Below are 22560 nucleotides of genomic sequence, written 5' to 3' on the forward strand. Positions count from 1 at the left end.
TCCAGCGCTGTCGCCGGCTAAGGCGGGATAAGCCGGCTCGTTTGCAGGGGGCCAACCCACAGATCTGGCAATCTGGTGTCGTCGTTTCGCGGACCCTGGATCAAGACTGTGCGTACGGCAAAGCTCCAGCGGCTCTTCCCCGGAAGCGTTAACAAAACCTTAATGGCTATCGAGGCCTTACCCGGTCATCCTCGATATTCACAGGCTGGTGACAAGGCGCACACCACCTTGTTGCGGGTATGGGGACTACCTGTGGATCACGCTGCCAGATGAGCCGTTTTCCACACCGTCGACAGGCCTTACTACCCCAGTCTCAAACCTCTTCAGATATCTTAAGGATAGAAGAAGGACAGGCCTCTCGCGCAGCCCCTTGAGCCGGGACGCGTGGCGGGCTTTAAGTCCGTCCATGAGTGAGACCAAACCCCGCCTTCTGCGCGCACTGGCCGGAAAAACCCTGGATCGTCCGCCGATCTGGTTCATGCGCCAGGCCGGGCGGTCGTTGCCGGAGTATCGCGAGCTTCGCACCCGGGCGAAGGATTTCATGGCCTTCTGCTTCAATCCGGAGATGGCCGCCGAGGCGACGCTGCAGCCCATGCGCCGGTTCCCGATGGATGGCGCCATTGTCTTCGCCGATATCTTGCTGTTGCCGCAAGCGCTGGGTCAGGAGGTCTGGTTCGAGGCTGGCGAAGGCCCGAGGCTGGGCGAACTGCCGCCCATCGAGGCGTTGCGTGACGCCGTCGAAGGCTCTACCGCCAAGCTCTCCAGCATCGGAGAAACCTTGAGCCGGGTACGGGCTGAACTGGAGCCTGAGCGAGCCTTGATCGGGTTCGCCGGCGCGCCCTGGACGGTGGCCACCTACATGATCGAGGGACGCGGGTCCCAGCGGGAAGCCGCCCGCACCTATGCCTACCAACATCCCGAGGCGCTGGACGCCTTGCTGGATGTACTGGTCGATTCCACGGCGCGCTATTTGGTGATGCAGGCAAATGCCGGCGCCCAGGTCCTGAAGCTTTTCGAAAGCTGGGCGGAGAACCTGGCCGAGGATGTCTTTGAACGTATTGTGATCGGCCCCCACCAGCGGATCATCGCCCAGGTCCGGGCCGCCGGCATTGACACACCCTTCATCGGTTTCCCCCGCGGCTGCGGCGCTCTGGTGGAAAACTATGCGGCGAAGGTTCCGGTCCAGGGTGTTGCGCTGGATACCCAGGCCAGTGCGGCGATGGGCCGGCGAATTCAAGCCGACGGCAAGACGATACAGGGCGCATTGGACAATCTCCTGCTACGCGCTGGCGGCCAGGCGCTGGACGCCCGGGTCGATGCCCTGCTTGAGGCTTGGAACCACGGGCCTTACATCTTTAACCTCGGCCATGGCGTGATGCCGGATACACCGATCGAGCATATCGCCCGCGTCGTGGCGCGGGTGACTGGCAAGGCGGTCGTCGCATGAAAGTTGCGGTTGTTCTCTTCAATCTGGGCGGACCCGATAGCCTGGAGGCCGTGCGGCCGTTCCTGTTCAACCTGTTCCGCGATCCGGCGATCATCACCCTGCCGGCCATCGTGCGCTATCCGCTGGCGGCGTTGATTTCCACAACACGGACGAAAACCGCGCAGGCCAACTATGCGATCATGGGGGGGCGTTCGCCGCTGTTGCCGGAGACCGAAGCCCAGTCTGCGGCGCTTCAGGCTGAGCTGACCGCACGCGGAATGGAGGCCAGAACCTTTATCGCGATGAACTACTGGAAGCCGTTCGTCCGCGACGCAGCCCGCGAGGTCGCCGCCTATGCGCCGGATGAAATCGTGCTGTTGCCCCTCTACCCGCAGTTTTCCACCACGACGACAGGCTCGTCCCTGAAGGCCTGGGCGAAAGCTTACCGCGGACCGGGCCGCTCGCGCACCGTCGGCTGCTATCCCACGGCCCCCGGCGTGATCGAGGCCTATGCCGACGAAATCCGGAAGACCTACCAGGCGGCCGGTAGTCCGGCTGGGGTCCGGCTGCTGTTCTCGGCGCACGGTTTGCCGCAGCAGGTTATCGATGCGGGTGATCCCTACGAGGCGCAGATCCGCGCGACAGCCGCGGCGATTGCCGCGCGGCTGCCCGAGCTGCCGGATTGGCAGGTCTGTTTCCAGAGCCGGGTGGGGCGTCTGAAGTGGATCGGTCCAGCCACAGAAGACGCGATCCAGGAGGCTGCCCGGGATGGCGTCGGCGTCCTGATCTCGCCCATCGCGTTTGTATCCGAGCATGTCGAGACACTGGTCGAGCTTGATCATGAGTACGCGGAACTAGCGGCCGGATTGGGCGTGGCGCCCTATCTCCGGGCGCGAACCCCCGGCGTCGGGGCATCGTTCATCAGCGAGTTGGGCGATGCGGTTGAGGCCGCCCTGGGCAGAACCGGGGCCGCCGCACATGGCGATTGGCGCTGTCCGCCGGGCTACGCCAAGTGCGCCTGCAGGGAGGCAGCGGCATGAACACATACGACCTTTTACGGGGTCTGCACATAATCGCCGTGATCGCCTGGATGGCAGGGATGATGTACCTGCCCCGGCTCTACGCCTACCACACCGAGACGGCCCCGCCCGGCAGCGAGTTCGATGCGCACTTCAAGGGCTGGGAGGTGAAGCTCCTGCGGATCATCATCAACCCGTCGATGATCCTGACCTGGATTCTGGGCGTGTTGCTGATCCTCTGGCACGTCTATTCGGCCAACGAGGGGTGGTCGTTCCTCACGCAGCCCTGGATGATCGTGAAGCTTGCGGGCGTGCTGTTCCTGACCGCCTGGCACGGCTTTCTGGCTGGAGCGCGCAAGAAGATCGCAGCGGGCGAGCGTCCCAGAAGCGCAAAATTCTGGCGCGCCACCAATGAACTCCCCTTTATCGCGACCGTCGTGATGGTGCTGGCTGTAACCCTCCAGTTCGGCCAGCGCTGAGGGCGATGGCGCCTTGACGGCGCCGTTTCCTTGACCTTCACGCCGCGATGTGGTTCCGCTGGCCCTCGCGTCGGAGATCGGCGCGCCCCGCCTCTTTCCGACCCCGCGAAAACTGCGATCCGGTCGGACCCCAACGAAAGTGAACAACGACGATCCTCGGGTCGTCTACAAGCCTATCCGGACCGCCGGCGCAAACCCTTGCGCTGCGGCCGCAATCTCAAGTGAAAACAATGTCCGAACACGAAACAGAAATCCCCGAAGCCATGGACGCCGTCGAAGCGAAGGCGCTCGATGCCGGCATGGATGCTGACCACGATGATCCCACCGAAGCCTCCAAGGCGATCGCGGCCCTCGGGTTGACGCGAATGAGCCTGCAGGAGCTTAAAGACAAACCCCCGGTCGACCTGCTGGCCTTTGCCGAGCAACTGGAGATCGAGAACGCCAATTCCATGCGCAAGCAGGACATGATGTTCGCGATCCTCAAGGTGCTGGCCGAGGAAGGCGTAGAGATCTCGGGCTCCGGAACCCTTGAGGTCGTCCAGGACGGCTTCGGCTTCCTTCGCTCTCCCGAGGCCAATTACTTGCCAGGCCCCGACGACATCTATGTGAGCCCTTCGCAGATCCGCAAATTCGGCCTGCGCACCGGCGATACAGTGGACGGCGCTATCCGCGCCCCGCGCGAGGGCGAGCGCTACTTCGCTCTGGTCAAGGTGGACCTGACCAACTTCGAGGATCCCGAACACGTCCGCCACAAGGTGCTGTTCGACAACCTGACTCCGCTCTATCCGGACCAGCGGTTCAAGATGGAGATTGATGATCCGACCCTGAAGGATCGTTCGGGTCGGGTGATCGACATCGTGGCGCCCCTCGGCAAGGGTCAGCGCTGCCTGATCACCGCCCCGCCCCGGGTTGGCAAGACCGTGATGTTGCAGAACATCGCCAAGTCGATCGAGATGAACCACCCCGAGTGCTATCTGATCGTGTTGCTGATCGACGAGCGCCCGGAAGAAGTCACCGACATGCAGCGCACGGTGAAGGGCGAGGTCATCTCCTCGACCTTCGACGAACCGGCGACCCGTCACGTTCAGGTGGCCGAGATGGTCATCGAGAAGGCCAAGCGTCTCGTCGAGCACAAGCGCGACGTGGTGATCCTGCTGGACTCGGTCACGCGTCTGGGCCGCGCCTACAACACCGTCGTGCCGTCGTCCGGCAAGGTGCTGACCGGCGGTGTCGACGCCAATGCGCTGCAACGCCCCAAGCGCTTCTTCGGCGCGGCCCGGAACATCGAGGAAGGCGGCTCGCTCACCATTATCGCGACGGCCCTGATCGATACCGGCAGCCGGATGGACGAAGTGATCTTCGAAGAGTTCAAGGGCACCGGTAACTCGGAAATCGTGCTGGATCGCAAGGTCGCCGACAAGCGGATCTATCCGGCCATCGACGTGCTGAAGTCCGGCACCCGCAAGGACGAGCTGATTACGCCGAAGGACCAGCTGCAGAAGACCTACATCCTGCGTCGCATCCTCTCGCCCATGGGCGCGCAGGACGCCATCGAGTTCCTGCTCGACAAGCTGCGGTCGTCCAAGAACAACGACGAGTTCTTCCAGTCCATGAATACCTGACGGGAAAGTCCCTAGAAACAATGACTTGGGATCGCTGCAGGCCGAAATCGCCTCTGTGGCGAAAGAAGCGCTGGATAGCGGGCTCCCGTCGGCTTCTCTGCGCGCAGGGCGCGGTTTGGTATGATCCTTGTGGGTCTGGTGGGCGCCGGAGAAACGGGTCGCGCCCGAAGAAATGGCCGCCTCGAAAAAGGCTCCGCCCGCGAGCAGACCTACCCAGCTTGACCCGGTACGGCTAAATCCTACCTGCGCGCAGGTGTTTCACGTGAAACACTCGCCGCTGGGCGGGCCAGCTGGGTCCTGGATCAATCAGGGCACTACGGAATGAGCAAACTCGCGCCCACGGTCGCCCGGCTCTCGAGCGCCTCGTGGGCCTTCCGCGCGTCACCCAGCGCAAAGGTCTGGCCGATCTCTATTTCGATCTTACCGGAAGCTACCATGTCGAACACCAGCCCTGCGCTCTCGTCCAATTCCTCAGCGGTAACGATGTAGTCGACCAGAGTCGGCCGGGTCAGGTAGAGCGAGCCACCGGCGGCCAGTCGCGCCGGTGCAAACGGCGGCACGGGGCCTGAAGCGTTGCCAAAGCTGACAAACAAACCCCGCCGCGCCAGGCTGGCCAGGGTGCCCTCGAAGGTGTCCTTGCCAACCGAGTCGTAGGCCACCGGCACCCCCGCCCCGTTGGTGATCCGGCGTACCTCGGCGGCCACATCCTGCTCGCGATAGAGGATCACATGGTCGGCGCCCAGCGCCCGGGCTTTCTCGGCCTTGGCCTCGGACCCCACGGTGGCGATCACCGTCGCCCCGATCGCCTTCAGCCATTGGGTCATGATCTGGCCGACGCCGCCGACTGCCGCGTGCACCAGCACCGTCTCGCCGGCTTTCACCGGATAGGTGCGCCGGACGAAGGCCTCGGTGGTCATGCCCTTCAGCAGCACTGCGGCAGCGACCTCCACCGAGATACCGTCGGGGATCGCCACAGCTCTGTCGGCCCGAACCAGGCTGGCCTCGGCATAGGCCCCGCTGGCGTTGGTGGTGCCGACGCGGTCGCCAACCTTGAAACGCGTAACGCCCTCACCCAGGGCCTCCACCACGCCGGCCGCCTCGCCGCCGGGAATGGCCGGCAGCTTCACTGGATAGAGCCCTGTGCGCTGGTAGGTCTCGATGAAGTTGATGCCGATGGCTTGATGCCGGACCAGGATCTGGCCTGGCCCCGGGGTCGGCGTCTCGATCTCGATGGCCTGCAGCACGTCGGGGCCGCCGGTAGTTTCAAATCGTATGGCGCGCATCTGATTGGGTTTCCTTGTAGCTTGGTGTTCCGTTCGGGGCGGGCTCTGGCATAGAACAGCTTAGCGCAGGCATATGCGCCATCGACAGGAAAAGGGCCGATCGCCATGAAGATGACCATCGAGGTTGACTGCACACCCGAGGAAGCTCGCCGTTTCATGGGGCTGCCGGACGTCAGCGCGCTCAATGATCACATGGTCAGCGAGATGACAAAGCGGGTTGATGCCAACATCAATCTGCTGAATCCCGAGGACTTCATGAAAAACTGGATGAGCTTCGGGACCGGCGCCCAGGAGCAGTTCCGCAAGTTCATGGAAACCGCCGTCCGCAAATGACCGACACGATCTATGCCGCGGCCACGGCGGCCGGCCGGGCGGCGGTGGCGGTGGTGCGTCTATCAGGCCCCGGAACCGGCGCGGCGGTTCGAGCGCTGGCGGGACGTTTGCCGCGGCCACGCTTTGCCAGGCTCCGCACCCTGCGCGATGCTTCCGGCGGGATGATCGACCGCGCGCTCCTGCTCTGGTTCCCGGGCCCCGGCAGCTATACCGGGGAAGACGCCGCAGAGTTTCACGTGCACGGCGGTGCTGCCGTCATCGAGGCTTTGTTGACGGCGCTCGACGGCCAGGGTCTGAGGCTTGCGGGCCCAGGCGAATTCACCCGCCGCGCTTTCGAGAACGGCAAACTGGATCTCGCCCAGGCCGAGGGCGTCGCCGATCTGATTGAGGCCGAGACAGCGGCCCAGCGTGTCCAGGCGCTGCAGCAGTTGGGCGGCCGGCTCTCTGATGTTCAGGCGCGCTGGACCGAGGCGCTCACCCAGGCCCTGGCCATGCTGGAAGCCGCCGTCGATTTCCCGGACGAGGAAGTGCCGGCCGACGTCGCGTCCCGCGCCCGGCCCGTCATCGAGGCCCTGATCGCCGAGCTCGACCTCGCGGTGGCCGACGCCGGGAGGGGTCAGCGTGTGCGTGAGGGCTTCCGGATCGCCCTGCTGGGCGCGCCTAACGCTGGCAAGAGCACGCTGCTGAACACACTGGCCGGCCGCGACGCCGCCATTGTCACCGCCACCCCGGGAACTACGCGAGACATCATTGAGGCCCCCATGGTGCTGGGCGGCTATAAGGTGATCGTCGCCGATACCGCCGGTCTTCGCGATACCGACGACCTCATCGAGGCCGAGGGGGTCCGCCGCGCCCGCGCCTGGGGTGACGAGGCCGACCTGCGGATCTGGCTGGCGGATGGCATGGATCCGGAGGCCAGTTTCGACCAGGCCACACCAGGCGATATCTGCCTGATCACCAAGCGTGATCTTGGCGAAGGCGTCGCCGACCTGCGCGGTGAACCCTTTACGGTCCGCAGTCCCAACGACGTCGCCTGGCTGGAGCGCGTGCTCACGGCCACTGTGGTCGAGGCGCTGAGCGGGTCCGAGCCCGCCGCCGCCACCCGCCTGCGCCACCGCGATCTCCTGACCGAAGCCGCCGACCGTCTGCGCCAGGCCCTGACCCAGGATGAAAACCTCGAGCTCGCCGCCGAGGACGTGCGCCTCGCCGCCCGCGCCCTGGACCGCATTACAGGGCGCATTGACCCCGAGCAGGTGCTAGGTCGCATCTTCTCCACCTTCTGCATCGGCAAGTAGGTGTTTCACGTGAAACAGACAGACGCTCCATGATCCCGGCCATCCTCGCCATACTTCTGCTACCCCACCTCGTGCTGGGCTTCGTGCTCGGCCGAACGGCTTCGATCCGGGCGTTCATCCTCGAGGCTGGCGGCGTCTTCGGTTTCGGCCTTCTGGTGCTGGTAGGCGCCTTCCCGGCGCTGAGCGACGGGGCCAAGGCCCAGAACCTGATGGGCCTGTTCGGCGTGGTCGGCGCGGCCTTCCCCATCGTGGGTCTTGGCTATGCCGGCGGCGTCACCCTGCGCTGGCCGCTTCGCCTTCCCCGGGAAGGATTCCTCTGGCGGGTGACCCGGAGCCTCTGATCGCCTATATCAGCGGCCGCATGACCTGGGATGTGATCGTCATCGGTGGAGGACACGCCGGCTGTGAGGCCGCAGCCGCAGCCGCGCGCTTCGGCGCGCGCACCCTGCTGCTGACCCACAAGCTCGAAACCATCGGTGAAATGAGCTGCAATCCCGCCATCGGCGGCCTCGGCAAGGGTCACCTGGTCCGCGAGATCGACGCCCTGGACGGGATCATGGGTCGCCTGGCCGACATCGCGGGCATCCAGTTCCGGATGCTCAACCGCTCGAAGGGCGCCGCCGTCCGGGGGCCCCGCAGCCAGATCGACCGCCGCCTCTATCGCCAGGCCATGCAGGCCGAACTGGCCGCTACGCCCAACCTGACCATCGAGGCTGCCGCTGTGGAGGACCTCGTGGTCGTCCATGGCGCCGTTCAGGGGGTTGTCAGCGCGGCGGGCCAGACCTACCGCGCTGGCCGCGTGGTGCTCACCACGGGCACGTTCCTCAAGGGCATGATCCATCAGGGCGATCAGCGCATCCCCGCGGGCCGCATCGGCGACGCCCCGGCCATCGGCCTCTCGGACAGGCTCTACGCGTCAGGCCTGAAGATGGGCCGACTGAAGACCGGCACCCCTGCCCGCCTGGATGGCGCGACGATCGCCTGGGACGGACTGGAGATGCAGGACGCAGACGCCGCGCCCGTGCCGTTCTCGTTCCTCACCGACACCATCACGACCCCCCAGGTTCAGTGCGGCATCACCTGGACGACTGAGGCCACGCATCAGATCATCGCCGAGCGTCTGGGCGAATCCGCCGTCTATGGCGGCCGCGTCACCGGGATCGGCCCACGCTACTGTCCCTCCATCGAGGACAAGGTGGTCCGGTTCCGCGACAAGACCGCCCACCAGATCTTCCTGGAACCGGAGGGCCTGGACGACACGACGGTCTATCCCAACGGCATATCCACCTCTGTGTCCGCCGAGACGCAGGACCTGTTTCTGCGCACCATTCCGGGGCTCCAGAACGTGGTGGTCAAACGCCACGGCTACGCCATCGAGTATGACTACGTCGATCCGCGCGAGCTCGCCCCCACCCTGGAAGTCAAGCGGCTGCCCGGCCTCTATCTGGCCGGCCAGATCAACGGCACCACGGGCTATGAGGAGGCCGCCGCCCAGGGTCTGGTGGCCGGTCTCAACGCCGCCCGCGCAGCTTCAGGCGCGGACCCCGCCGAATTCGCCCGCGATGAGGCCTATATCGGCGTTTTGATCGACGACCTCGTCACCAAGGGCGTCACCGAACCCTACCGGATGTTCACCAGTCGCGCCGAGTTTCGCCTGACGCTGCGGGCCGACAACGCCGATCAGCGTCTGACCGCCAGAGGGGTTGCGCTGGGCCTAGTGGGTCCGCGCCGCGCGGCCGTCTTCATGGAAAAGGCTGACGCCCTCACCCGGGCCCGTGATCATGCGCGCACCCTGACCCTGACCTCGACCGCCGCCGCCCGCACGGGCCTGCCCGTCAAGGCTGATGGGCAACGGCGCAACCTCATCGAGCTTCTGGCCTATCCCACCATCAGCTTCGAGGATCTGGCGGCGATCTGGCCGGAGGTTGCAGCCTGGCGGGCTGACGTGCGCGAACAGGTGGAGATCGACGCGGCCTACGCCGGCTATCTCGACCGCCAGGTCGCCGACGCCGACGCCTTCCGACGCGACGAGAACCTGCGGCTCCCCGCCGAACTTGACTACGCCGGCATTGGCGGCCTCTCCAATGAGGTTCGCGAGAAGCTGATCGCGGTCCGCCCCGCCACCCTCGGCCAGGCCGGCCGCATCGAAGGCGTCACCCCCGGAGCCCTGACCGCCCTGCTGGCGCACGTGCGACGTCGGGCGGCCTGACGTGGCGGAGAAACACCGGAAACTGTCGGCAAGCCCTTCTCCTCCCCCATCGGGGGAGGGGGGAGGAGAAGAGCGCCGCCGTGTCACGGACGCGGCCAGCTTCGCCCGCGTTGCAAAGGCCACGCCCGACCAGGTCGCCGATCTCACCCGGTTCCTCGAGCTCCTCACGGCCTGGAACGAGAACATGAACCTGGTTGGCCCAGCCACCCTGCCGGATTTCTGGAACCGCCACGCGTGGGACTCGGCCCAGCTGATCCGTCTGGCCCCGGACGCCCTCACCTGGGCCGATCTCGGCGCCGGCGCCGGCTTCCCGGGCCTGGTGCTGGCGATCCTCGGCAAGGACCGCCCCGGGTTTCACGTGCATCTGGTGGAAAGCATGACGAAACGGTGCCGGTTTCTCTCGGAAGTCGTCGCCGATCTGGGCCTTCCCGCGACCGTTCACAACGCCCGCGCCGAGACCCTGACCCTGGCCGTGGACGTTGTAACCGCGCGCGCCTGCGCCCCGCTCCATCGCCTGTTCGGTTATGCTCGGTCATACTTGGCCATGGATGCGCAGGGGCTGTTCCTGAAGGGACAAGATGTGGTGGCAGATATGACCGAGGCCGCAAGATATTGGGAGTATGAGGCCGATGTGGTCCCCTCCCTCAGTGATCCAGGGGGCCGTATCGTGCGCGTGAAGAGGCTTGGCCGTGCCCGAAAAGTCTGACCCGGCCCTACGTGTCCTTGTCGTCGCCAACCAGAAGGGCGGCGTCGGCAAGACGACAACCGCGATCAATCTCGGCACAGCTCTGGCCGCCGTCGGCGAGAAGGTGCTGCTGATCGACTCCGATCCACAGGGCAACGCCTCCACCGGCCTGGGTGTGGGTCGGGCGCAACGCCGGCACACCCTCTATGACGTCCTGATGGGCGAGAAACGCCTTACCGAGTCGGTGGTGACCACCACGGTGCCGGGTCTGGACCTGATCCCGTCTGATCCGGATCTATCGGGAGTTGAGCTGGAGCTGGGCCAACACGCGCGTCGCTCCTTCAAGTTGCGTGATGCGCTTGAGCCCCTGCGTGATGGTCGCCGCTACACCTACGTGCTGATTGACTGCCCGCCGTCTCTGAATCTGTTGACGGTCAACGCCATGGCGGCCGCTGACGCAGTTCTCGTCCCCTTGCAGTGCGAGTTCTTTGCACTGGAAGGCCTCAGCCAGCTGATGCGCACCATCGATCTGGTGCGCGGCAGTCTCAATCCACGGTTGGAGATCCAGGGCATCGTCCTAACCATGTACGATCGCCGGAATTCCCTGTCCGAGCAGGTCGCCGGCGATGTCCGCACCCACTTCGGCGAGACCGTCTACCAGACCGTGATCCCGCGGAATGTACGGGTGTCCGAGGCGCCGTCTTTCGGCAAGCCGGTGCTTGTCTATGATCTGAAGTGCGCGGGCAGCCAGGCCTATCTCAGGCTTGCCCGCGAGGTGGTGCTCCGCGAGCGCCGCCGTCGCAATACGCAACTGGAAGTCAGCTGATGGCGGAAAACCGCAGAGGATTGGGCCGGGGTCTTTCGGCCCTGCTCGGCGAGGCCGAGGAGATCGCCCACGCAGGCGAGCCAGCCGATGGCGTGCGCGAGATCCCCATCGAACTGGTCCATTCAAACCCGGATCAGCCACGCCAGAACTTCCGCGAGGAAGAGATCGCCACCCTGGCCGACTCCATCCGCGACAAGGGCATTCTGCAGCCGATCCTGGTGCGCCCTTCACCCCGAAGGCCGGGCGAGTATGAAATCGTCGCCGGTGAGCGCCGCTGGCGCGCGGCCCAGCGGGTGGGTCTGGGGGTTATCCCGGCCCTCGTCCGCACCCTCGACGACGAACGCGCCCTGGAAATCTCGATCGTCGAGAACGTCCAGCGGGAAGACCTGAACGCCATGGAAGAGGCTCAGGCCTATCGCGCCCTGATGCAGCGCTTTGGCCACACCCAGGATCAGGCGGCTACCGCCGTGGGCAAGAGCCGCAGCCACGTCGCCAACACCATCCGCCTGCTTCAGCTACCAGAGGCGGTGCAGCAGCATGTGATCCACGGTCGTCTGACCGCCGGCCACGCCCGGGCTCTTCTGACGGCGGACAACCCGGGTCAGGTCGCCGAGCTCGTGGTGGAAAAACAGCTCTCCGTTCGCGAAGCCGAGGCGATGGTTCGCGGCAAGGCGCCAAAGCCCCGTAAGGCCTCAGGCCCCCGAAAATCCAGGGACGCAGATACGGCCTCGCTCGAGTCAGACCTGGAAGATGCGCTCGGCATGTATGTCGCCGTCGATGACCGCGGTGGCACGGGCGAGGTTCGGGTCAAGTATGCGTCGCTGGAACAACTCGACGAACTCTGCCGCCGCCTGATGCGACGGTAGGGCGGGAAGAGGTGGCGTGCCCGTTTCTCCCCCGCGGAGTCATGGGTTTCATGCATCGTCGTTTGTGCTCTCACGTACCTTCTCCCCCTGTGGGAGAAGGTGGCAGGCGAAGCCTGACGGATGAGGGGTCGAAAACCGGCTCAGGATAGATCACCCTATGACATCCAGCTCAGGGAATGGCAGGTCAGCGCGCGCATTTTCGAGGTGGTCGGGACGCCGCCACCCCTGTCATAGGTCGGTGCGACCCCTCATCCGACCGCCTGCGGCGGCCACCTTCTCCCACAAGGGGGGAAGGAGGTGGCAGCGAAGGAAAGTCGCAGCCCTGAGTAGCTTCTTGCCGATGCAATAGCCTGCCCGAGGCCGTGATGGCCCGCGACCAGCGTCTATCGCCGGCCCTCAGTTCTCCTCGCCGCCCTCTTCACCCTGCGCCGCCACCTGGTCGATGTTGGTAGGCGCGGTCTTGACCCCCGTCCGTTCCTCCTCGCGCGCGCCGGAGAGGATGTTGGCCAGACCATAGTTACCCTCGTGGCAGGCGTATTCGTAGATCATGCCGTTGAGCCGCGAGAACTCGTATTCCCCGCCCCAGGGCTGGCGAAACACAGTGGGGTCCTCCACCCAGAAGCCGTAGTGCATCCGGTCGGCAGACACCGGCGTGAATCGTTCGGTCACCTTCAGATGCTCCGAGGCGCCCCGAAAGACCTGCTGGGGGTGGAAGCCCACCGTCTCGACCACCAGTGTTTCGCCTTCCCAGCGCCCGATGGAATCGCCCATCCAGGGCCGGATAGCGGCAGTCTGATGCTTGCCCCCGATGCGAATGATCCGCGCGTCATGGACCATCTCCACCACAATCGCCACGTGGTCGCGTGTCTGAACGATCTGGTAGGTGTTGTTGTAGAGGCCCGGCGTCATCACCGGTCCGGAGGACGTCCCGAACGACAGCAGGCAGCGCTCGCCCAGCGCCCGGCTCTCGGGGTGATCGCTGGGTCCGCCGTTGCGGGGCCGGGGTTTCAGGCCGGGGCGCATCGGCACGCGCCCGTCGGGCGTTGAGGTGATGAAGCCATTTCGTCCCTGACCACCCACCCGCATCACCACGCTGCCGGGATCTGTCCAGGCGGCGTTGTAGTTGCAATCGGTGCCGCGACCGTCGGAGCAGTCCGCCGGGAGGTCCGTCACCGTGGCGTTGGGCGCTGTGGGGCGGTTGCCAAGGTCGATAAGCGCCTGATTACGAGCCTCGATCTTCCCGACCTCCATCTCGGTCAAGGAAAGCGTCGCGCCGTGCCTGGAATTGCGCTCAAGCCGGGTGATCGATGCGTTGGTCCAGACACCCTCAAGACTGGGGTGGCCATCAGCCGCGCGCGGCGCCTTGTAGGTAGTCACCGGGCGCGGCGCCTGGTCCTGCGCATGTGTGGCTGTCGCCAGCGACAGGGCCGCAATGGCCACAAGAACAGATCTGAACATCCCCGGCGCCTCCCCAGCGCATGGCCCGCGCGCAACTTCAGTGCGTCTCCAGGGGGCCGCAGACAAGCTAGCGCCGCCGGAGCCCGGGCTCAACCGCTACAGGCCCAGACGCCGCGCCCGGCCTGCCACGGTCAACGCCAGCCGCTCGGCGATCAGCCGATCCGGCGAGCCCGCGGTCTTGCAGGCCCTGTCCGCCGCCAGCACCTCCGGCTGTATGCGATCAAGTTCGGCCAGCGTCCAGGAACGCGCCTGCCGCAGAAACTCCCGCTCCTGTTTCCAGAATACGCCCGACGCCTTGGCCGCCTCCTGCAGGCCGGCGCCGGCCTTGGCCAGCGTCAGCACGCGACGAAGCTTGGCCAGATGCATGCCCACGGCCCGCACTGCCGCAGGACCGCTCTCACCCTCCTGGGCGGCCCGCCTCAGGCCGGCCTGCGCCTCGCCCAGCCGACCGCCGAAGGCGTCAGACGCCGCGTCAAACAGGGAAGCCTCAGGTTCTACGCCCAGGAAGGGCTCAAGATCGGCCGGCCCCGCCGTGGCGCCCTGGCCCAGATAGAGCGCTAGCCGCTCGATCTCCTGGCGAGCCACGCCGCGCTCCTTGGGCATACGCGCCACAAACAGCGAAAGAGCCTCCTGGCTCAGGCTCACATTGTCCTTGGCCAGGGTCTCGCGAACCAGCCTGGCCACGTCACCCGGTTCATCCTCGTAACAGGGGATGGTCGCGGCGGCCGGGACCTTTTCGGCCACCTTTCGAAGGGCCGAATCCCGTCCGAGGTTTCCGGCCTCGATCAGGAAAAAGGCGTCGGGGTTCAACTCTCCCGCCGCATGTCGCGTCAGGGCCTCGGCGGCCAGCTTGTCCGCGGCGGGCTTCTCGGCGGTGAGGCGCAGCCGGACCAGGCGCCGCCCCCCCATGAGGGACTGGGCCGCCAGCTCCCCTTCAAGCCGCCCGCCGTCGTCGGCCAGGTCAACCTCGGTCAGGATGGCCACATCAAAGGGATCGTCCGGATTGGCGACCAGCTTCGCCGCCAGTTGATGGCCCCGGTCGTGCACCACGCCCATGTCGCGACCATAGATCAGCGCCGCGCGGATACCCGCGTCCGGCCGCGACAGGAACCGCTCGATGTCCGGTCGTTTGCCGAGGATCATGGATGCAACCCCAAAATGCCTCTCCTGCGAGGGGCGACGGGCGATGCCCTGTACCGCCGCTTGTGCATGGCCCCTCGCCGGGATGCGCGCAAAAACCTACTTTGCGGCCACCTTTGCCGTGGTGCCAAGCCAGGCCGCGAGTTCCAGCTCGATCCGCCGCGCCGCCTCATCGGTAGCCCGATCCTGAGCATCCTGCTGCGCCGAGATCGAGGCATAGGGCTGGTCGGCACTGTCATAGGTCAGCTCGACCCGTACCCGGCCGCGCCTGGCCACCGCGCCCGATGGCAGATCCTTCAGCACATAGGTCACGGTCAGCACGTACTCATAGCGCGTCGCCACATTGTCGATCCGCACGCCGCGCGGATAGCGCGCCTCGGCCAGCGCCAGGTCCATGGTGTAGCGCGGCGCCACGGAGTGGTTCTTGGCGAACGCATCGTCCAGGTGCTGGCGCATCAGATAGCCGGTCCGGCCCGCCGGGGCCGTCACCTCGATCGCCCCGAGATCGCGGGTAACGCCTGGCTGGGCATAGAGCGGCTGGAAGCCGGCGCAGCCGCTGAGCAGCAGGCCGGCAACGAGCAATGCGGGGGCGAGGAGCTGTCTCATGCCGCGACGATATTCACGATGCGGTCCTTCACGACAATCACCTTCCGAATGGTCAGGCCCTCAAGGCGCCTTGCGATCTCCGGATCGTCAAGCACCATCTTCTCGACGTCCGCCGGCTCGGCCCCCGCAGGCGCCGAAATCTCGCCCCGACGCTTGCCGTTGACCTGCACCGGCAGGATCTTCATCGCGTCTTCCGTCAGGGCGGGATCAAACGTTGGCCAGGCGGCGGCGACCACCATGCCCGCGCCGCCGATACGCTCCCAGCACGCTTCGGCCAGATGTGGGGTGAACGGGCCGATCAGGCGCGCAAATGCGCCCAGCGCCTCATGGCGGGCCGCCAGCACGCCGGCGGTTGCGCCCTGCGCGGGGTTCGCCTTCAGAAGGTTCAGGAACTCGTAAAGGCGGGCGATGCCGGAATTGAAGCGGAAGGTGTCGATGGCTTCCGTCACCTGCTTCACCAGCTTGTGCGTGGCGCGCTGCAGGTCCGGATCCAGAGCCACGCCGGGTGGCGGCCCAGCCGGCTGGCTGTCAAATTCGTCCCAGACCCGGTTCACAAACCGCCAGGCGCCCTGGACACCCGCGCTGGACCACAGGCTGTCGCGCTCGGGTGGGCTATCGGACAGGACGAACAGGCGCGCGGCGTCCACACCGTAGGCCTCGAAGATGTCGCCGGGCGCCACCGTGTTGCGCTTGGACTTGGACATCTTCTCGCTGTCGCCGATCACCACCGGCTCGCCGGTCGCCAGCAGTTTTGCCCGGCGAGACGAGCCCTCGACAGTCACCTCGACCTCGCCCGGCTCCACCCAGTCGCCGTTCTGACGGCGATAGGTTTCGTGCGTGACCATGCCCTGGGTGAACAGACCGGCAAAGGGCTCGCGAACGCTCAGCATCCCCTGGTCGGCCAGCGCCTTGGTGACGAAGCGGGCATACAGCAGATGCAGTACGGCGTGCTCGATCCCGCCGATGTACTGATCCACTGGCAGCCAGTAGTCGGCGGCGGCCTTGTCGATAGGTTCGGCCGCATCCGGATTGGCAAATCGCGCGAAGTACCAGGACGAGTCCACGAAGGTGTCCAGGGTGTCGGTCTCGCGCGTGGCCGGACCGCCGCAGGTCGGGCAGGGCGCATGCTTCCAGGTCGGGTGGCGGTCCAGGGCGTTGCCGGACTTGCCAAACTCGATATCCGCAGGGTGGGTGAGGGGCAGCTGGTCCTTGGGAACCGCCACCACGCCACAGGCGGCGCAGTGCACCACCGGAATGGGGCACCCCCAGGCCCGTTGCCGCGAAACGCCCCAGTCGCGCAGGCGATAGACCGTGGCGCCGTCCCCGTCGCCCTGGGCTTCAATGCGGGCGATGGCGACCGCCTTGGCGGCCTCGATGTCCAGACCGGTCAGAAAATCGGAACTATAGATGGCGCCGGGCCCCACATAGGCCTCTTTGTCGATCCGATAGGCGGCCGCGTCTTCGCCGGGCGGCAGCACCACAGGCCTGACCGGCAGGCCGTACTTGCGCGCAAAATCCAGGTCCCGCTGATCATGGGCCGGGCAGGCGAAGATCGCGCCGGTTCCGTAATCCATCAGGATGAAGTTGGCGATCCAGACCGGCAGCTCCCAGCTCGGGTCAAACGGATGCTTCACCTTCAGGCCGGTGTCGTAGCCGGTCTTCTCGGCCGTATCGATCCCGGCCTGGGTGGCCGCGCCCTTGCGGCATTCCGCAATATAGGCAGCGGCCGCGGGGTCGCGCGCCGCCACGACTTCGGCCAGCGGGTGGTCGGGCGCTATGCCCACGAAACTGGCGCCGTACAGCGTGTCCGGCCGCGTTGTGTAGACTTCGAGGGTATCCCCGGCCGGGGCCTCACCGGCCAAGTGGAACCGGAACTTCAGGCCCTTCGAGCGCCCTATCCAGTTCTCCTGCATCACCCGCACCTTTTCGGGCCAGCGATCCAGGGTCTGCAGGTCATCAGTCAGTTGCCCGGCGTAGTCCGTGATCCGCATAGACCATTGATTAAGCTTGCGTTTTTCCACAACAGCGCCCGAGCGCCAGCCCCTGCCATCGACCACCTGCTCATTGGCCAGCACCGTCTGGTCCACCGGATCCCAGTTGACCACGCTCTCCTTGCGATAGACCAACCCCGCCGCAAACAGGTCCAGAAACCACGCCTGCTGCTTGCCGTAGTACCCCGGGTCGCAGGTCGCGAATTCCCGCGACCAGTCGATGCTGAGGCCCAGCTCCTTCAGTTCATCACGCATCCGCGCAATGTTTTCATAGGTCCAGAGCTTCGGATCGACGCCGCGCTCCATCGCCGCATTTTCAGCCGGCAGGCCAAACGCATCCCATCCCATCGGGTGCAGAACGGAGAAGCCCCGCGCCCGCTTGAACCGGGCAATGACGTCGCCCAGGGCATAGTTGCGCACATGGCCCATGTGCAGGCGCCCGGAGGGGTAGGGAAACATCTCCAGCACATAGTACTTGGGCTTGTCGTGATCGATCACCGCACGGAAGGCGTCAGCCTCCGTCCAGGCCTTGCGCCAGCGCGGTTCGGTTTCCTTGGGATTATATCGGGCCATTGCCGTCGGCCTTTGGACTGGAGTTGGACATCCGGTCAACGGCCTGGTGGATCAGGCGCCAACCTTCGAACGGAGGGGTTATCAGCCCTTGATGTTCGAAAGTCGAAGCTGGCGCGCCCGGGTCAGGATGGAATTCTCGATGTCCGTCTCGGTCTGGCCGGAATGCGGAGCGTCAATCCAGGCGCCGCTGGCGTCGCGGTTCTGCTTGAAGACCGCCACGTTCAGGCCGTCGGCGCGCAGACGCGCGTCCAGAATATAGACGGTGCATTTGAACCGCTCGTCCGGCTTTTCCGGATTGATGTACCACTCGGTGACGATCACGCCGCCATAGGGGTCGGCCGAGGCCAGCGGCATGAAGGACAGCGTATCCAGCGAAGCGCGCCACAGATAGCCGTTCACCCCGATCGCCGCGGCGTTGTCGCCAGACGCCTGGACCTTGGGGCTGCCGCCGATCAGGGGCACGCTGCTGCAAGCGCTCAGCCCCACAAGGCTGATCGCCGCCGCCGCGACTGCCAAACCGCGCATCCGGAATCCACGCTCAAACGGCATATGTATCGGTCTCCACCAGTTTCCGCGGTGTTTGCACACCACGGCGCCGCCCCGCGCCGGCGCCCTCTATATCAATGCGATCCGGCGGGCCAAACAGGAATCGCGTGGCGGAAGCGCCACAGACCCCGGGCATATCGACCGATCTTGGCGAGTCCAAGGCGACTCATGTTGACCGCACTATCCGGGCGACCCTTAAACAGATTGCAATCGTAATGCTGTTGAGTATGGCGGTCTGCAATCGTTGGGACCATATAGACCTCAAGATGAACCTCCCTCACATCAGCCTTGCGCTCGCCGCCGCCGCGCTTCTCAGCGTGTCGGGCGGGAGCGCCATGGCCGCTGATAAGGGCAAGGTCGTGGATTTCACGGTGAAGTCGGAACCGACCACCGCCGCGCCCAATGCCGGGCGAGCCCTGAAGTGGGACGCCAGCAGGGGCCGCTTCGGTGTCACCCTGGATATCCAGCAGCCGCGCGAGCGGCCTGCCGTGGCCAATGACGTTCAGGCCGGTGCCTATTTCCGTATCACCCCCTCGCTGCGGGTCGGCGGCTCTGTGGCGCTCGGCGAACAGGACCTGAAGGTGCCTCCGTATGCCGCGCGACCGGCGGACGCCCCCAAGGTGACACTGCAGACCGCGTTCCGGTTCTAACCGGCCAGGCCGTCTACCCCCGCAATGCCGATCGCACCCGTCGCCAGCAGGCGAGAGGCCGTGACGTCGTTGATCCCCCCAAGCGCATAGACAGCGCGACCCGAGCCCCGGATCAGGAGCGAGAGCCGGATCGGGCCCATGGCCGGACCGGCCGAGGCGCTGCGTGACGGAAAGGCCACCGACATCACCACGGCGTCGGCGCGGCTGAGACGGGCGGCGGCGAAAGAGTGTGCGGCGCTCGTCACGATCCACCCAGGGTTCATCCGACGGACCGCCAGTGCGCGATGAGCGAGCGCTTCCGGTAGATGGACCCCGTCTGCGCCCACCCGCCGGGCCAGCGCCACATCCCGACCGATGATCAGTTTCAGACCGCGCCGCAGCGCCACTTGCTTGAGGCTCCTGGCCCGCTCCAGCGCGCCGGTCGCGCCGAAGGCCCGATAGACGATGGCGCTTCCGGGCGGCAGACGCTCGGCGATCACCTCGGGCTCCGGTGTCCGGACCGGGTCAGTAAAGAACAGAAGCGCGGGCAAGGCCTTTCGCAGGCCTCGCCGGGCGGGTAACAACCGCGCCGTCCTCTGCAAGGTCCAGAAACCGGAAATGGCCACGCCTCCACAAGCCTATACCGATGTCGTGGCCCGGATCGCCAGCGCCGCGCAAGCCGCCGGGCGCGATCCGTCGTCTGTCACCCTGGTGGCGGTGTCGAAAACCCAGGCCTGGGACGCCATCGAGCCCGTGCTCTCGGCGGGCCAGCGGGTCTTCGGCGAAAACCGCGTTCAGGAGGCCATGGCCCGCTGGGACGGCAAGGCGGACGACCTCACCCTGCATCTCATCGGCCCCTTGCAGACCAACAAGGCCCGGGAGGCGGTCCAGTTCTTTGATGTGATCGAGACCCTGGACCGTGAACGTCTGGCCCGCGCCCTCGCTGACGAGATCCTGAAACAGGGCAGGGCGCCGCGCCTCTACATCCAGGTGAATACCGGCGAGGAGGACCAGAAGGCGGGCGTGGTCCCGGCTGAGGCCGACAGCTTCATCGCCGCCTGCAGAACGACCTATGGCCTGAAGATCGAAGGGCTCATGTGCATTCCGCCCGCTGACGAGCCGCCCGGCCCCCATTTTGCCCTGTTGGGCAAGATCGCCGCGCGAAACGGCCTGGAGTGTTTGTCCATGGGCATGAGCGGCGACTTCGAGACCGCCATCCGGTTTGGCGCCACCAGCGTGCGCGTTGGCTCGGCGGTATTCGGCGCCCGCAGCTAAGGGGCGATCTCCAGGGCGTCGCCCGGTTGCGCCGTCGTCAGCAGCTCTTCCAGATCTGCGCGCGCCACGGCCACGCAACCCTCGGTCGGCGAATAGTCAGGCCGACAGATGTGCAGGAAGATCGCCGAGCCCATGCCGGCGACCGGTGGGCTGTCATTGTGGCCCAGGATCACGATGATGTCGTAGACGTGATCGTCCCGCCAGAACGCCTCCGCGCTGGCGGGATAGGGCAATCGTACCGGCTGATTGTAGGCTGGATCCGCCGAATCATCGCACCAGCCATCATCCTGACCGATAGGGCGAACGGCGAGCCGCGTGCGCGGCGCCGCAACCCGGTCAGCGCGATAAAGCACCTCGCGAATCGGCCAGATGCCCGCCGGTGAGGCCCCGTCGCCCTCCCGCTTCATCGCCGCCGGGACCACACCTGCAGGACCCAGCGCGCACCGAACCCGGCGCCCGCCCACATCCAGAAAGCCATCTCCCGTCGCCCTGAAGATCACAAAACCCTCGAAACCCTTTGGCGCAAACCGTTGAGATAGTGTTTGTTGCCGCGTATGGCGCAACGCAAGACTCTGCTTATCGTCGACGACGATCTGGACCTCCGGGGCGCGATCGCTGAACAGCTCCAGGCCGAACAGTTCGACATCGTCGAGGCGGCCACGGCGGGTGACGGCGTTCGACTGGCCCGCGAGGCGAAACCCGACCTGATCCTCCTGGATGTGGATCTTCCGGACATGGACGGCCGCGATGCCTGCGCGCGCATGCGTCAGGACGGCGTCTCGGCCCCGGTGATCATGCTCACGGCGGCGGCCACGGATGACGATGCCGTGCGCGGGCTGGATTCCGGCGCCAACGACTATGTCACCAAGCCCTACAAATTCGCTGTCCTGCTGGCGCGGATCCGGGCCCAGTTGCGCGACCATGAGCACTCCGAAGGCGCGGTCTTCCGGCTCGGCGCCTATGAGTTCCGACCTGCCGCCAAGGTGCTGCTTGACGAAAAGGGCAAGAAGATCCGCCTGACGGAGAAAGAGACCAACATTCTGAAGTATCTCTACCGCGCCGGCGAAAAGGCCATCTCGCGCGAGGAGCTGCTGGCCGAGGTCTGGGGCTATAATGCCGGCGTCACCACGCACACGCTTGAAACCCACGTCTACCGGTTGCGCCAGAAGATCGAACCCGATCCCGCCAATGCGCGCCTGCTGTTGACCGAGGCGGGCGGGTACAAACTGTCGCCTTAAAGCACCAGATCCGCGCTGACCGGCGCATGGTCGCTGGGCCGCTCCCACGCCCGCACGTCTTCATGGATACGCACCGCCGGGGCGCCAAGCCGGAACGCCGCGTCGCGCAAACCCGGCGTCACCAGGATATGATCCAGTCTCAGGCCACGGGCTGACTGTCGGAAATCCTGGGCGCGGTAGCTCCACCATGAGGCCAGTTTCTCCGGCTCCGGCCTGGCCTCGCGCATCAGGTCGATGAAGCCCAGCGAGGCCTCCAGGGCGCGGAACGCCTCGATCTCGACCGGTGTGTGGCTGACCACCTTCGACATATGCTTGTGGTTCCAGACGTCGAATTCGCCCGGCGCCACGTTCAGGTCGCCGACAATGGCCAGGGGCGCCTTCGGGTCCCTACGGGCCATCTCGGCGGTGAGCTTTTCGTAGAAGTCCATCTTGTGGTCGAACTTGGCGTTCTCCACGCGGTCGGGGATGTCGCCCCCGGCCGGGATATAGAAGTTCTGGATCTCCACCCCGGCGACCCTCACACCGACGCAGCGGGCGTGGCCTTCACGGCAGACGTCCAGCGGCTCCGGGTCTTCGATGGGCAGGCGTGAGGCGATCGCAACCCCGTGCCAGCCCTTCTGACCTGAGATCTTCAGGTAAGGCAGGCCCATCTCACGAAAGGCGTTCACCGGAAACTCGCCCTCGCGACACTTGATCTCCTGCATGCAAAGCACATCCGGCGCCTGCTCGCCGACGAAGCGGGCCGCCTGTTCGGCGCGCAGCCGTACGGAGTTGACGTTCCAGGTGCAGATTCGAAGGCGCATGGGGTCTTTTAGACAAAGAACGCGCGGACGCCATGGCGGGCGTCCGGCCAACCTTCCCCGACAAAGAAAGCCCGGACGCCATGGCGGGCGTCCGGGCTGTGTGAGTTGTCTCTCATGCCGCTGCCGGGAGGGGATAGGTTCCGGTGCGGATTTCGCCGGCGCGACCGGCGCGCCGACGACGTAGTGGCTTTATCGTCACATCCCGGATTTTTGTCAAATGACAATAGACAATCTCTTGCATATTGCAGATTTACAACA

The 22560-nt window shown here is 65.8% G+C and carries 23 protein-coding genes; 14 read left to right on the forward strand and 9 right to left on the reverse strand.

Annotated elements, in window-relative coordinates; all coding sequences use genetic code 11:
- The first annotated feature begins 406 nt into the window (after positions 1-406).
- From hemE to rho, 4 genes are all read left to right on the forward strand, one after another.
- Complete coding sequence (hemE, locus tag ACIQ3B_RS00285; RefSeq protein ID WP_397398981.1) at positions 407-1447, forward strand: uroporphyrinogen decarboxylase; 1041 nt, start codon at positions 407-409, stop codon at positions 1445-1447.
- Positions 1444-2466 carry a ferrochelatase gene (gene hemH, locus ACIQ3B_RS00290; protein ID WP_397398983.1) on the forward strand — a complete coding sequence of 341 codons (1023 nt, stop codon included), beginning with the start codon at positions 1444-1446 and terminating at the stop codon, positions 2464-2466. Before hemE ends, hemH begins: the two co-directional genes overlap by 4 nt.
- Complete coding sequence (locus ACIQ3B_RS00295) at positions 2463-2924, forward strand: CopD family protein (RefSeq protein ID WP_397398985.1); 462 nt, start codon at positions 2463-2465, stop codon at positions 2922-2924. The genes hemH and ACIQ3B_RS00295 overlap by 4 nt, the downstream gene beginning before the upstream one ends.
- A 299-nt stretch (positions 2925-3223) precedes the next feature.
- Positions 3224-4546 carry a transcription termination factor Rho gene (gene rho, locus ACIQ3B_RS00300; protein WP_397399150.1) on the forward strand — a complete coding sequence of 441 codons (1323 nt, stop codon included), beginning with the start codon at positions 3224-3226 and terminating at the stop codon, positions 4544-4546.
- Between the two features lie 314 nt (positions 4547-4860).
- On the opposite strand, the gene ACIQ3B_RS00305 is transcribed toward rho, so the two are convergent.
- The gene (locus tag ACIQ3B_RS00305) at positions 4861-5829 is read right to left on the reverse strand and encodes a quinone oxidoreductase family protein (RefSeq protein ID WP_397398987.1); all 969 of its coding nucleotides are present in this window, start codon (positions 5827-5829) and stop codon (positions 4861-4863) included.
- A gap of 105 nt (positions 5830-5934) precedes the next feature.
- On the opposite strand from ACIQ3B_RS00305, the gene ACIQ3B_RS00310 reads away from it, so the two are divergent.
- Genes ACIQ3B_RS00310 through ACIQ3B_RS00340 form a run of 7 tightly spaced genes read left to right on the forward strand, consistent with a single transcriptional unit; the run spans position 5935 to position 12043 of the window.
- Positions 5935-6162, forward strand: a complete 228-nt coding sequence (locus ACIQ3B_RS00310) for a DUF6489 family protein (protein WP_397398989.1) — start codon at positions 5935-5937, stop codon at positions 6160-6162.
- Positions 6159-7457 (forward strand): tRNA uridine-5-carboxymethylaminomethyl(34) synthesis GTPase MnmE, encoded by a 1299-nt coding sequence (gene mnmE, locus ACIQ3B_RS00315; RefSeq protein WP_397398991.1) that lies wholly within the window; start codon positions 6159-6161, stop codon positions 7455-7457. The genes ACIQ3B_RS00310 and mnmE overlap by 4 nt, the downstream gene beginning before the upstream one ends.
- A gap of 29 nt (positions 7458-7486) precedes the next feature.
- On the forward strand, positions 7487-7798 hold the full coding sequence (locus ACIQ3B_RS00320) for a hypothetical protein (protein ID WP_397398993.1): 312 nt from the start codon (positions 7487-7489) through the stop codon (positions 7796-7798).
- Between the two features lie 20 nt (positions 7799-7818).
- Positions 7819-9666, forward strand: coding sequence for a tRNA uridine-5-carboxymethylaminomethyl(34) synthesis enzyme MnmG (gene mnmG, locus ACIQ3B_RS00325; protein WP_397398995.1), 1848 nt, complete (start codon positions 7819-7821; stop codon positions 9664-9666).
- Positions 9667-9688: 22 nt separating this feature from the next.
- The gene (gene rsmG, locus ACIQ3B_RS00330; RefSeq protein ID WP_397399152.1) at positions 9689-10372 is read left to right on the forward strand and encodes a 16S rRNA (guanine(527)-N(7))-methyltransferase RsmG; all 684 of its coding nucleotides are present in this window, start codon (positions 9689-9691) and stop codon (positions 10370-10372) included.
- Positions 10356-11177, forward strand: a complete 822-nt coding sequence (locus ACIQ3B_RS00335) for a ParA family protein (protein ID WP_397398997.1) — start codon at positions 10356-10358, stop codon at positions 11175-11177. The genes rsmG and ACIQ3B_RS00335 overlap by 17 nt, the downstream gene beginning before the upstream one ends.
- Positions 11177-12043 (forward strand): ParB/RepB/Spo0J family partition protein, encoded by an 867-nt coding sequence (locus ACIQ3B_RS00340; RefSeq protein WP_397398999.1) that lies wholly within the window; start codon positions 11177-11179, stop codon positions 12041-12043. Before ACIQ3B_RS00335 ends, ACIQ3B_RS00340 begins: the two co-directional genes overlap by 1 nt.
- A 396-nt stretch (positions 12044-12439) precedes the next feature.
- Here the strand turns inward: ACIQ3B_RS00340 and ACIQ3B_RS00345 are convergent, their stop codons facing one another.
- The 5 genes from ACIQ3B_RS00345 to ACIQ3B_RS00365 all read right to left on the reverse strand — a co-directional run bounded on the left by ACIQ3B_RS00345 (position 12440) and on the right by ACIQ3B_RS00365 (position 18336).
- Positions 12440-13501 carry a hypothetical protein gene (locus ACIQ3B_RS00345; RefSeq protein WP_397399001.1) on the reverse strand — a complete coding sequence of 354 codons (1062 nt, stop codon included), beginning with the start codon at positions 13499-13501 and terminating at the stop codon, positions 12440-12442.
- 96 nt (positions 13502-13597) lie between these two features.
- A complete protein-coding gene (gene holA / locus ACIQ3B_RS00350) occupies positions 13598-14644 on the reverse strand; it encodes a DNA polymerase III subunit delta (protein ID WP_397399003.1) in 1047 nt (348 codons plus the stop codon).
- A 96-nt stretch (positions 14645-14740) separates the two neighbouring features.
- Entirely contained in the window at positions 14741-15247 is a 507-nt protein-coding gene (lptE, locus tag ACIQ3B_RS00355) for an LPS assembly lipoprotein LptE (protein WP_397399005.1), read from the reverse strand.
- Positions 15244-17811, reverse strand: a complete 2568-nt coding sequence (leuS, locus tag ACIQ3B_RS00360; protein ID WP_397399007.1) for a leucine--tRNA ligase — start codon at positions 17809-17811, stop codon at positions 15244-15246. The genes lptE and leuS overlap by 4 nt, the downstream gene beginning before the upstream one ends.
- 81 nt (positions 17812-17892) lie before the next feature.
- On the reverse strand, positions 17893-18336 hold the full coding sequence (locus ACIQ3B_RS00365; RefSeq protein WP_397399009.1) for a DUF3576 domain-containing protein: 444 nt from the start codon (positions 18334-18336) through the stop codon (positions 17893-17895).
- Between the two features lie 287 nt (positions 18337-18623).
- Here ACIQ3B_RS00365 and ACIQ3B_RS00370 point away from each other — a divergent pair, with 287 nt between their 5' ends.
- Positions 18624-19007, forward strand: a complete 384-nt coding sequence (locus ACIQ3B_RS00370; protein WP_397399011.1) for an NtrZ family periplasmic regulatory protein — start codon at positions 18624-18626, stop codon at positions 19005-19007.
- On the opposite strand, the gene ACIQ3B_RS00375 is transcribed toward ACIQ3B_RS00370, so the two are convergent.
- Positions 19004-19537, reverse strand: coding sequence for a thiamine phosphate synthase (locus tag ACIQ3B_RS00375; protein WP_397399013.1), 534 nt, complete (start codon positions 19535-19537; stop codon positions 19004-19006). The genes ACIQ3B_RS00370 and ACIQ3B_RS00375 overlap by 4 nt on opposite strands.
- A gap of 67 nt (positions 19538-19604) precedes the next feature.
- Between ACIQ3B_RS00375 and ACIQ3B_RS00380 the strand changes: the two genes are divergently transcribed.
- Complete coding sequence (locus tag ACIQ3B_RS00380; protein ID WP_397399015.1) at positions 19605-20261, forward strand: YggS family pyridoxal phosphate-dependent enzyme; 657 nt, start codon at positions 19605-19607, stop codon at positions 20259-20261.
- Here ACIQ3B_RS00380 and ACIQ3B_RS00385 read toward each other — a convergent pair.
- Positions 20258-20761: a L,D-transpeptidase gene (locus ACIQ3B_RS00385; RefSeq protein ID WP_397399016.1), complete on the reverse strand. Its 504-nt coding sequence runs from the start codon at positions 20759-20761 to the stop codon at positions 20258-20260. The two genes, ACIQ3B_RS00380 and ACIQ3B_RS00385, sit on opposite strands and share 4 nt — an antisense overlap.
- Positions 20762-20815: 54 nt before the next feature.
- On the opposite strand from ACIQ3B_RS00385, the gene ACIQ3B_RS00390 reads away from it, so the two are divergent.
- Positions 20816-21499, forward strand: a complete 684-nt coding sequence (locus tag ACIQ3B_RS00390) for a response regulator transcription factor (RefSeq protein ID WP_397399154.1) — start codon at positions 20816-20818, stop codon at positions 21497-21499.
- Here the strand turns inward: ACIQ3B_RS00390 and ACIQ3B_RS00395 are convergent.
- Positions 21496-22302, reverse strand: a complete 807-nt coding sequence (locus ACIQ3B_RS00395; RefSeq protein WP_397399018.1) for an exodeoxyribonuclease III — start codon at positions 22300-22302, stop codon at positions 21496-21498. The genes ACIQ3B_RS00390 and ACIQ3B_RS00395 overlap by 4 nt on opposite strands.
- Positions 22303-22560: the final 258 nt, after the last annotated feature.

This window comes from Phenylobacterium sp. (genome assembly GCF_044358365.1).
Lineage (GTDB): Bacteria > Pseudomonadota > Alphaproteobacteria > Caulobacterales > Caulobacteraceae > Phenylobacterium.

What these genes read in the sequence shown, in the direction of transcription:
- hemE (WP_397398981.1), top strand. Translation starts at nt 407, where the DNA reads ATGAGTGAGACCAAACCCCGCCTTCTGCGCGCACTGGCCGGAAAAACC.
- hemH (WP_397398983.1), top strand. Translation starts at nt 1,444, where the DNA reads ATGAAAGTTGCGGTTGTTCTCTTCAATCTGGGCGGACCCGATAGCCTG.
- ACIQ3B_RS00295 (WP_397398985.1), top strand. Translation starts at nt 2,463, where the DNA reads ATGAACACATACGACCTTTTACGGGGTCTGCACATAATCGCCGTGATC.
- rho (WP_397399150.1), top strand. Translation starts at nt 3,224, where the DNA reads ATGGATGCTGACCACGATGATCCCACCGAAGCCTCCAAGGCGATCGCG.
- ACIQ3B_RS00305 (WP_397398987.1), bottom strand. Translation starts at nt 5,829, where the DNA reads ATGCGCGCCATACGATTTGAAACTACCGGCGGCCCCGACGTGCTGCAG.
- ACIQ3B_RS00310 (WP_397398989.1), top strand. Translation starts at nt 5,935, where the DNA reads ATGAAGATGACCATCGAGGTTGACTGCACACCCGAGGAAGCTCGCCGT.
- mnmE (WP_397398991.1), top strand. Translation starts at nt 6,159, where the DNA reads ATGACCGACACGATCTATGCCGCGGCCACGGCGGCCGGCCGGGCGGCG.
- ACIQ3B_RS00320 (WP_397398993.1), top strand. Translation starts at nt 7,487, where the DNA reads ATGATCCCGGCCATCCTCGCCATACTTCTGCTACCCCACCTCGTGCTG.
- mnmG (WP_397398995.1), top strand. Translation starts at nt 7,819, where the DNA reads ATGACCTGGGATGTGATCGTCATCGGTGGAGGACACGCCGGCTGTGAG.
- ACIQ3B_RS00340 (WP_397398999.1), top strand. Translation starts at nt 11,177, where the DNA reads ATGGCGGAAAACCGCAGAGGATTGGGCCGGGGTCTTTCGGCCCTGCTC.
- ACIQ3B_RS00345 (WP_397399001.1), bottom strand. Translation starts at nt 13,501, where the DNA reads ATGTTCAGATCTGTTCTTGTGGCCATTGCGGCCCTGTCGCTGGCGACA.
- holA (WP_397399003.1), bottom strand. Translation starts at nt 14,644, where the DNA reads ATGATCCTCGGCAAACGACCGGACATCGAGCGGTTCCTGTCGCGGCCG.
- lptE (WP_397399005.1), bottom strand. Translation starts at nt 15,247, where the DNA reads ATGAGACAGCTCCTCGCCCCCGCATTGCTCGTTGCCGGCCTGCTGCTC.
- leuS (WP_397399007.1), bottom strand. Translation starts at nt 17,811, where the DNA reads ATGGCCCGATATAATCCCAAGGAAACCGAACCGCGCTGGCGCAAGGCC.
- ACIQ3B_RS00365 (WP_397399009.1), bottom strand. Translation starts at nt 18,336, where the DNA reads ATGCGCGGTTTGGCAGTCGCGGCGGCGGCGATCAGCCTTGTGGGGCTG.
- ACIQ3B_RS00370 (WP_397399011.1), top strand. Translation starts at nt 18,624, where the DNA reads ATGAACCTCCCTCACATCAGCCTTGCGCTCGCCGCCGCCGCGCTTCTC.
- ACIQ3B_RS00380 (WP_397399015.1), top strand. Translation starts at nt 19,605, where the DNA reads ATGGCCACGCCTCCACAAGCCTATACCGATGTCGTGGCCCGGATCGCC.
- ACIQ3B_RS00390 (WP_397399154.1), top strand. Translation starts at nt 20,816, where the DNA reads ATGGCGCAACGCAAGACTCTGCTTATCGTCGACGACGATCTGGACCTC.
- ACIQ3B_RS00395 (WP_397399018.1), bottom strand. Translation starts at nt 22,302, where the DNA reads ATGCGCCTTCGAATCTGCACCTGGAACGTCAACTCCGTACGGCTGCGC.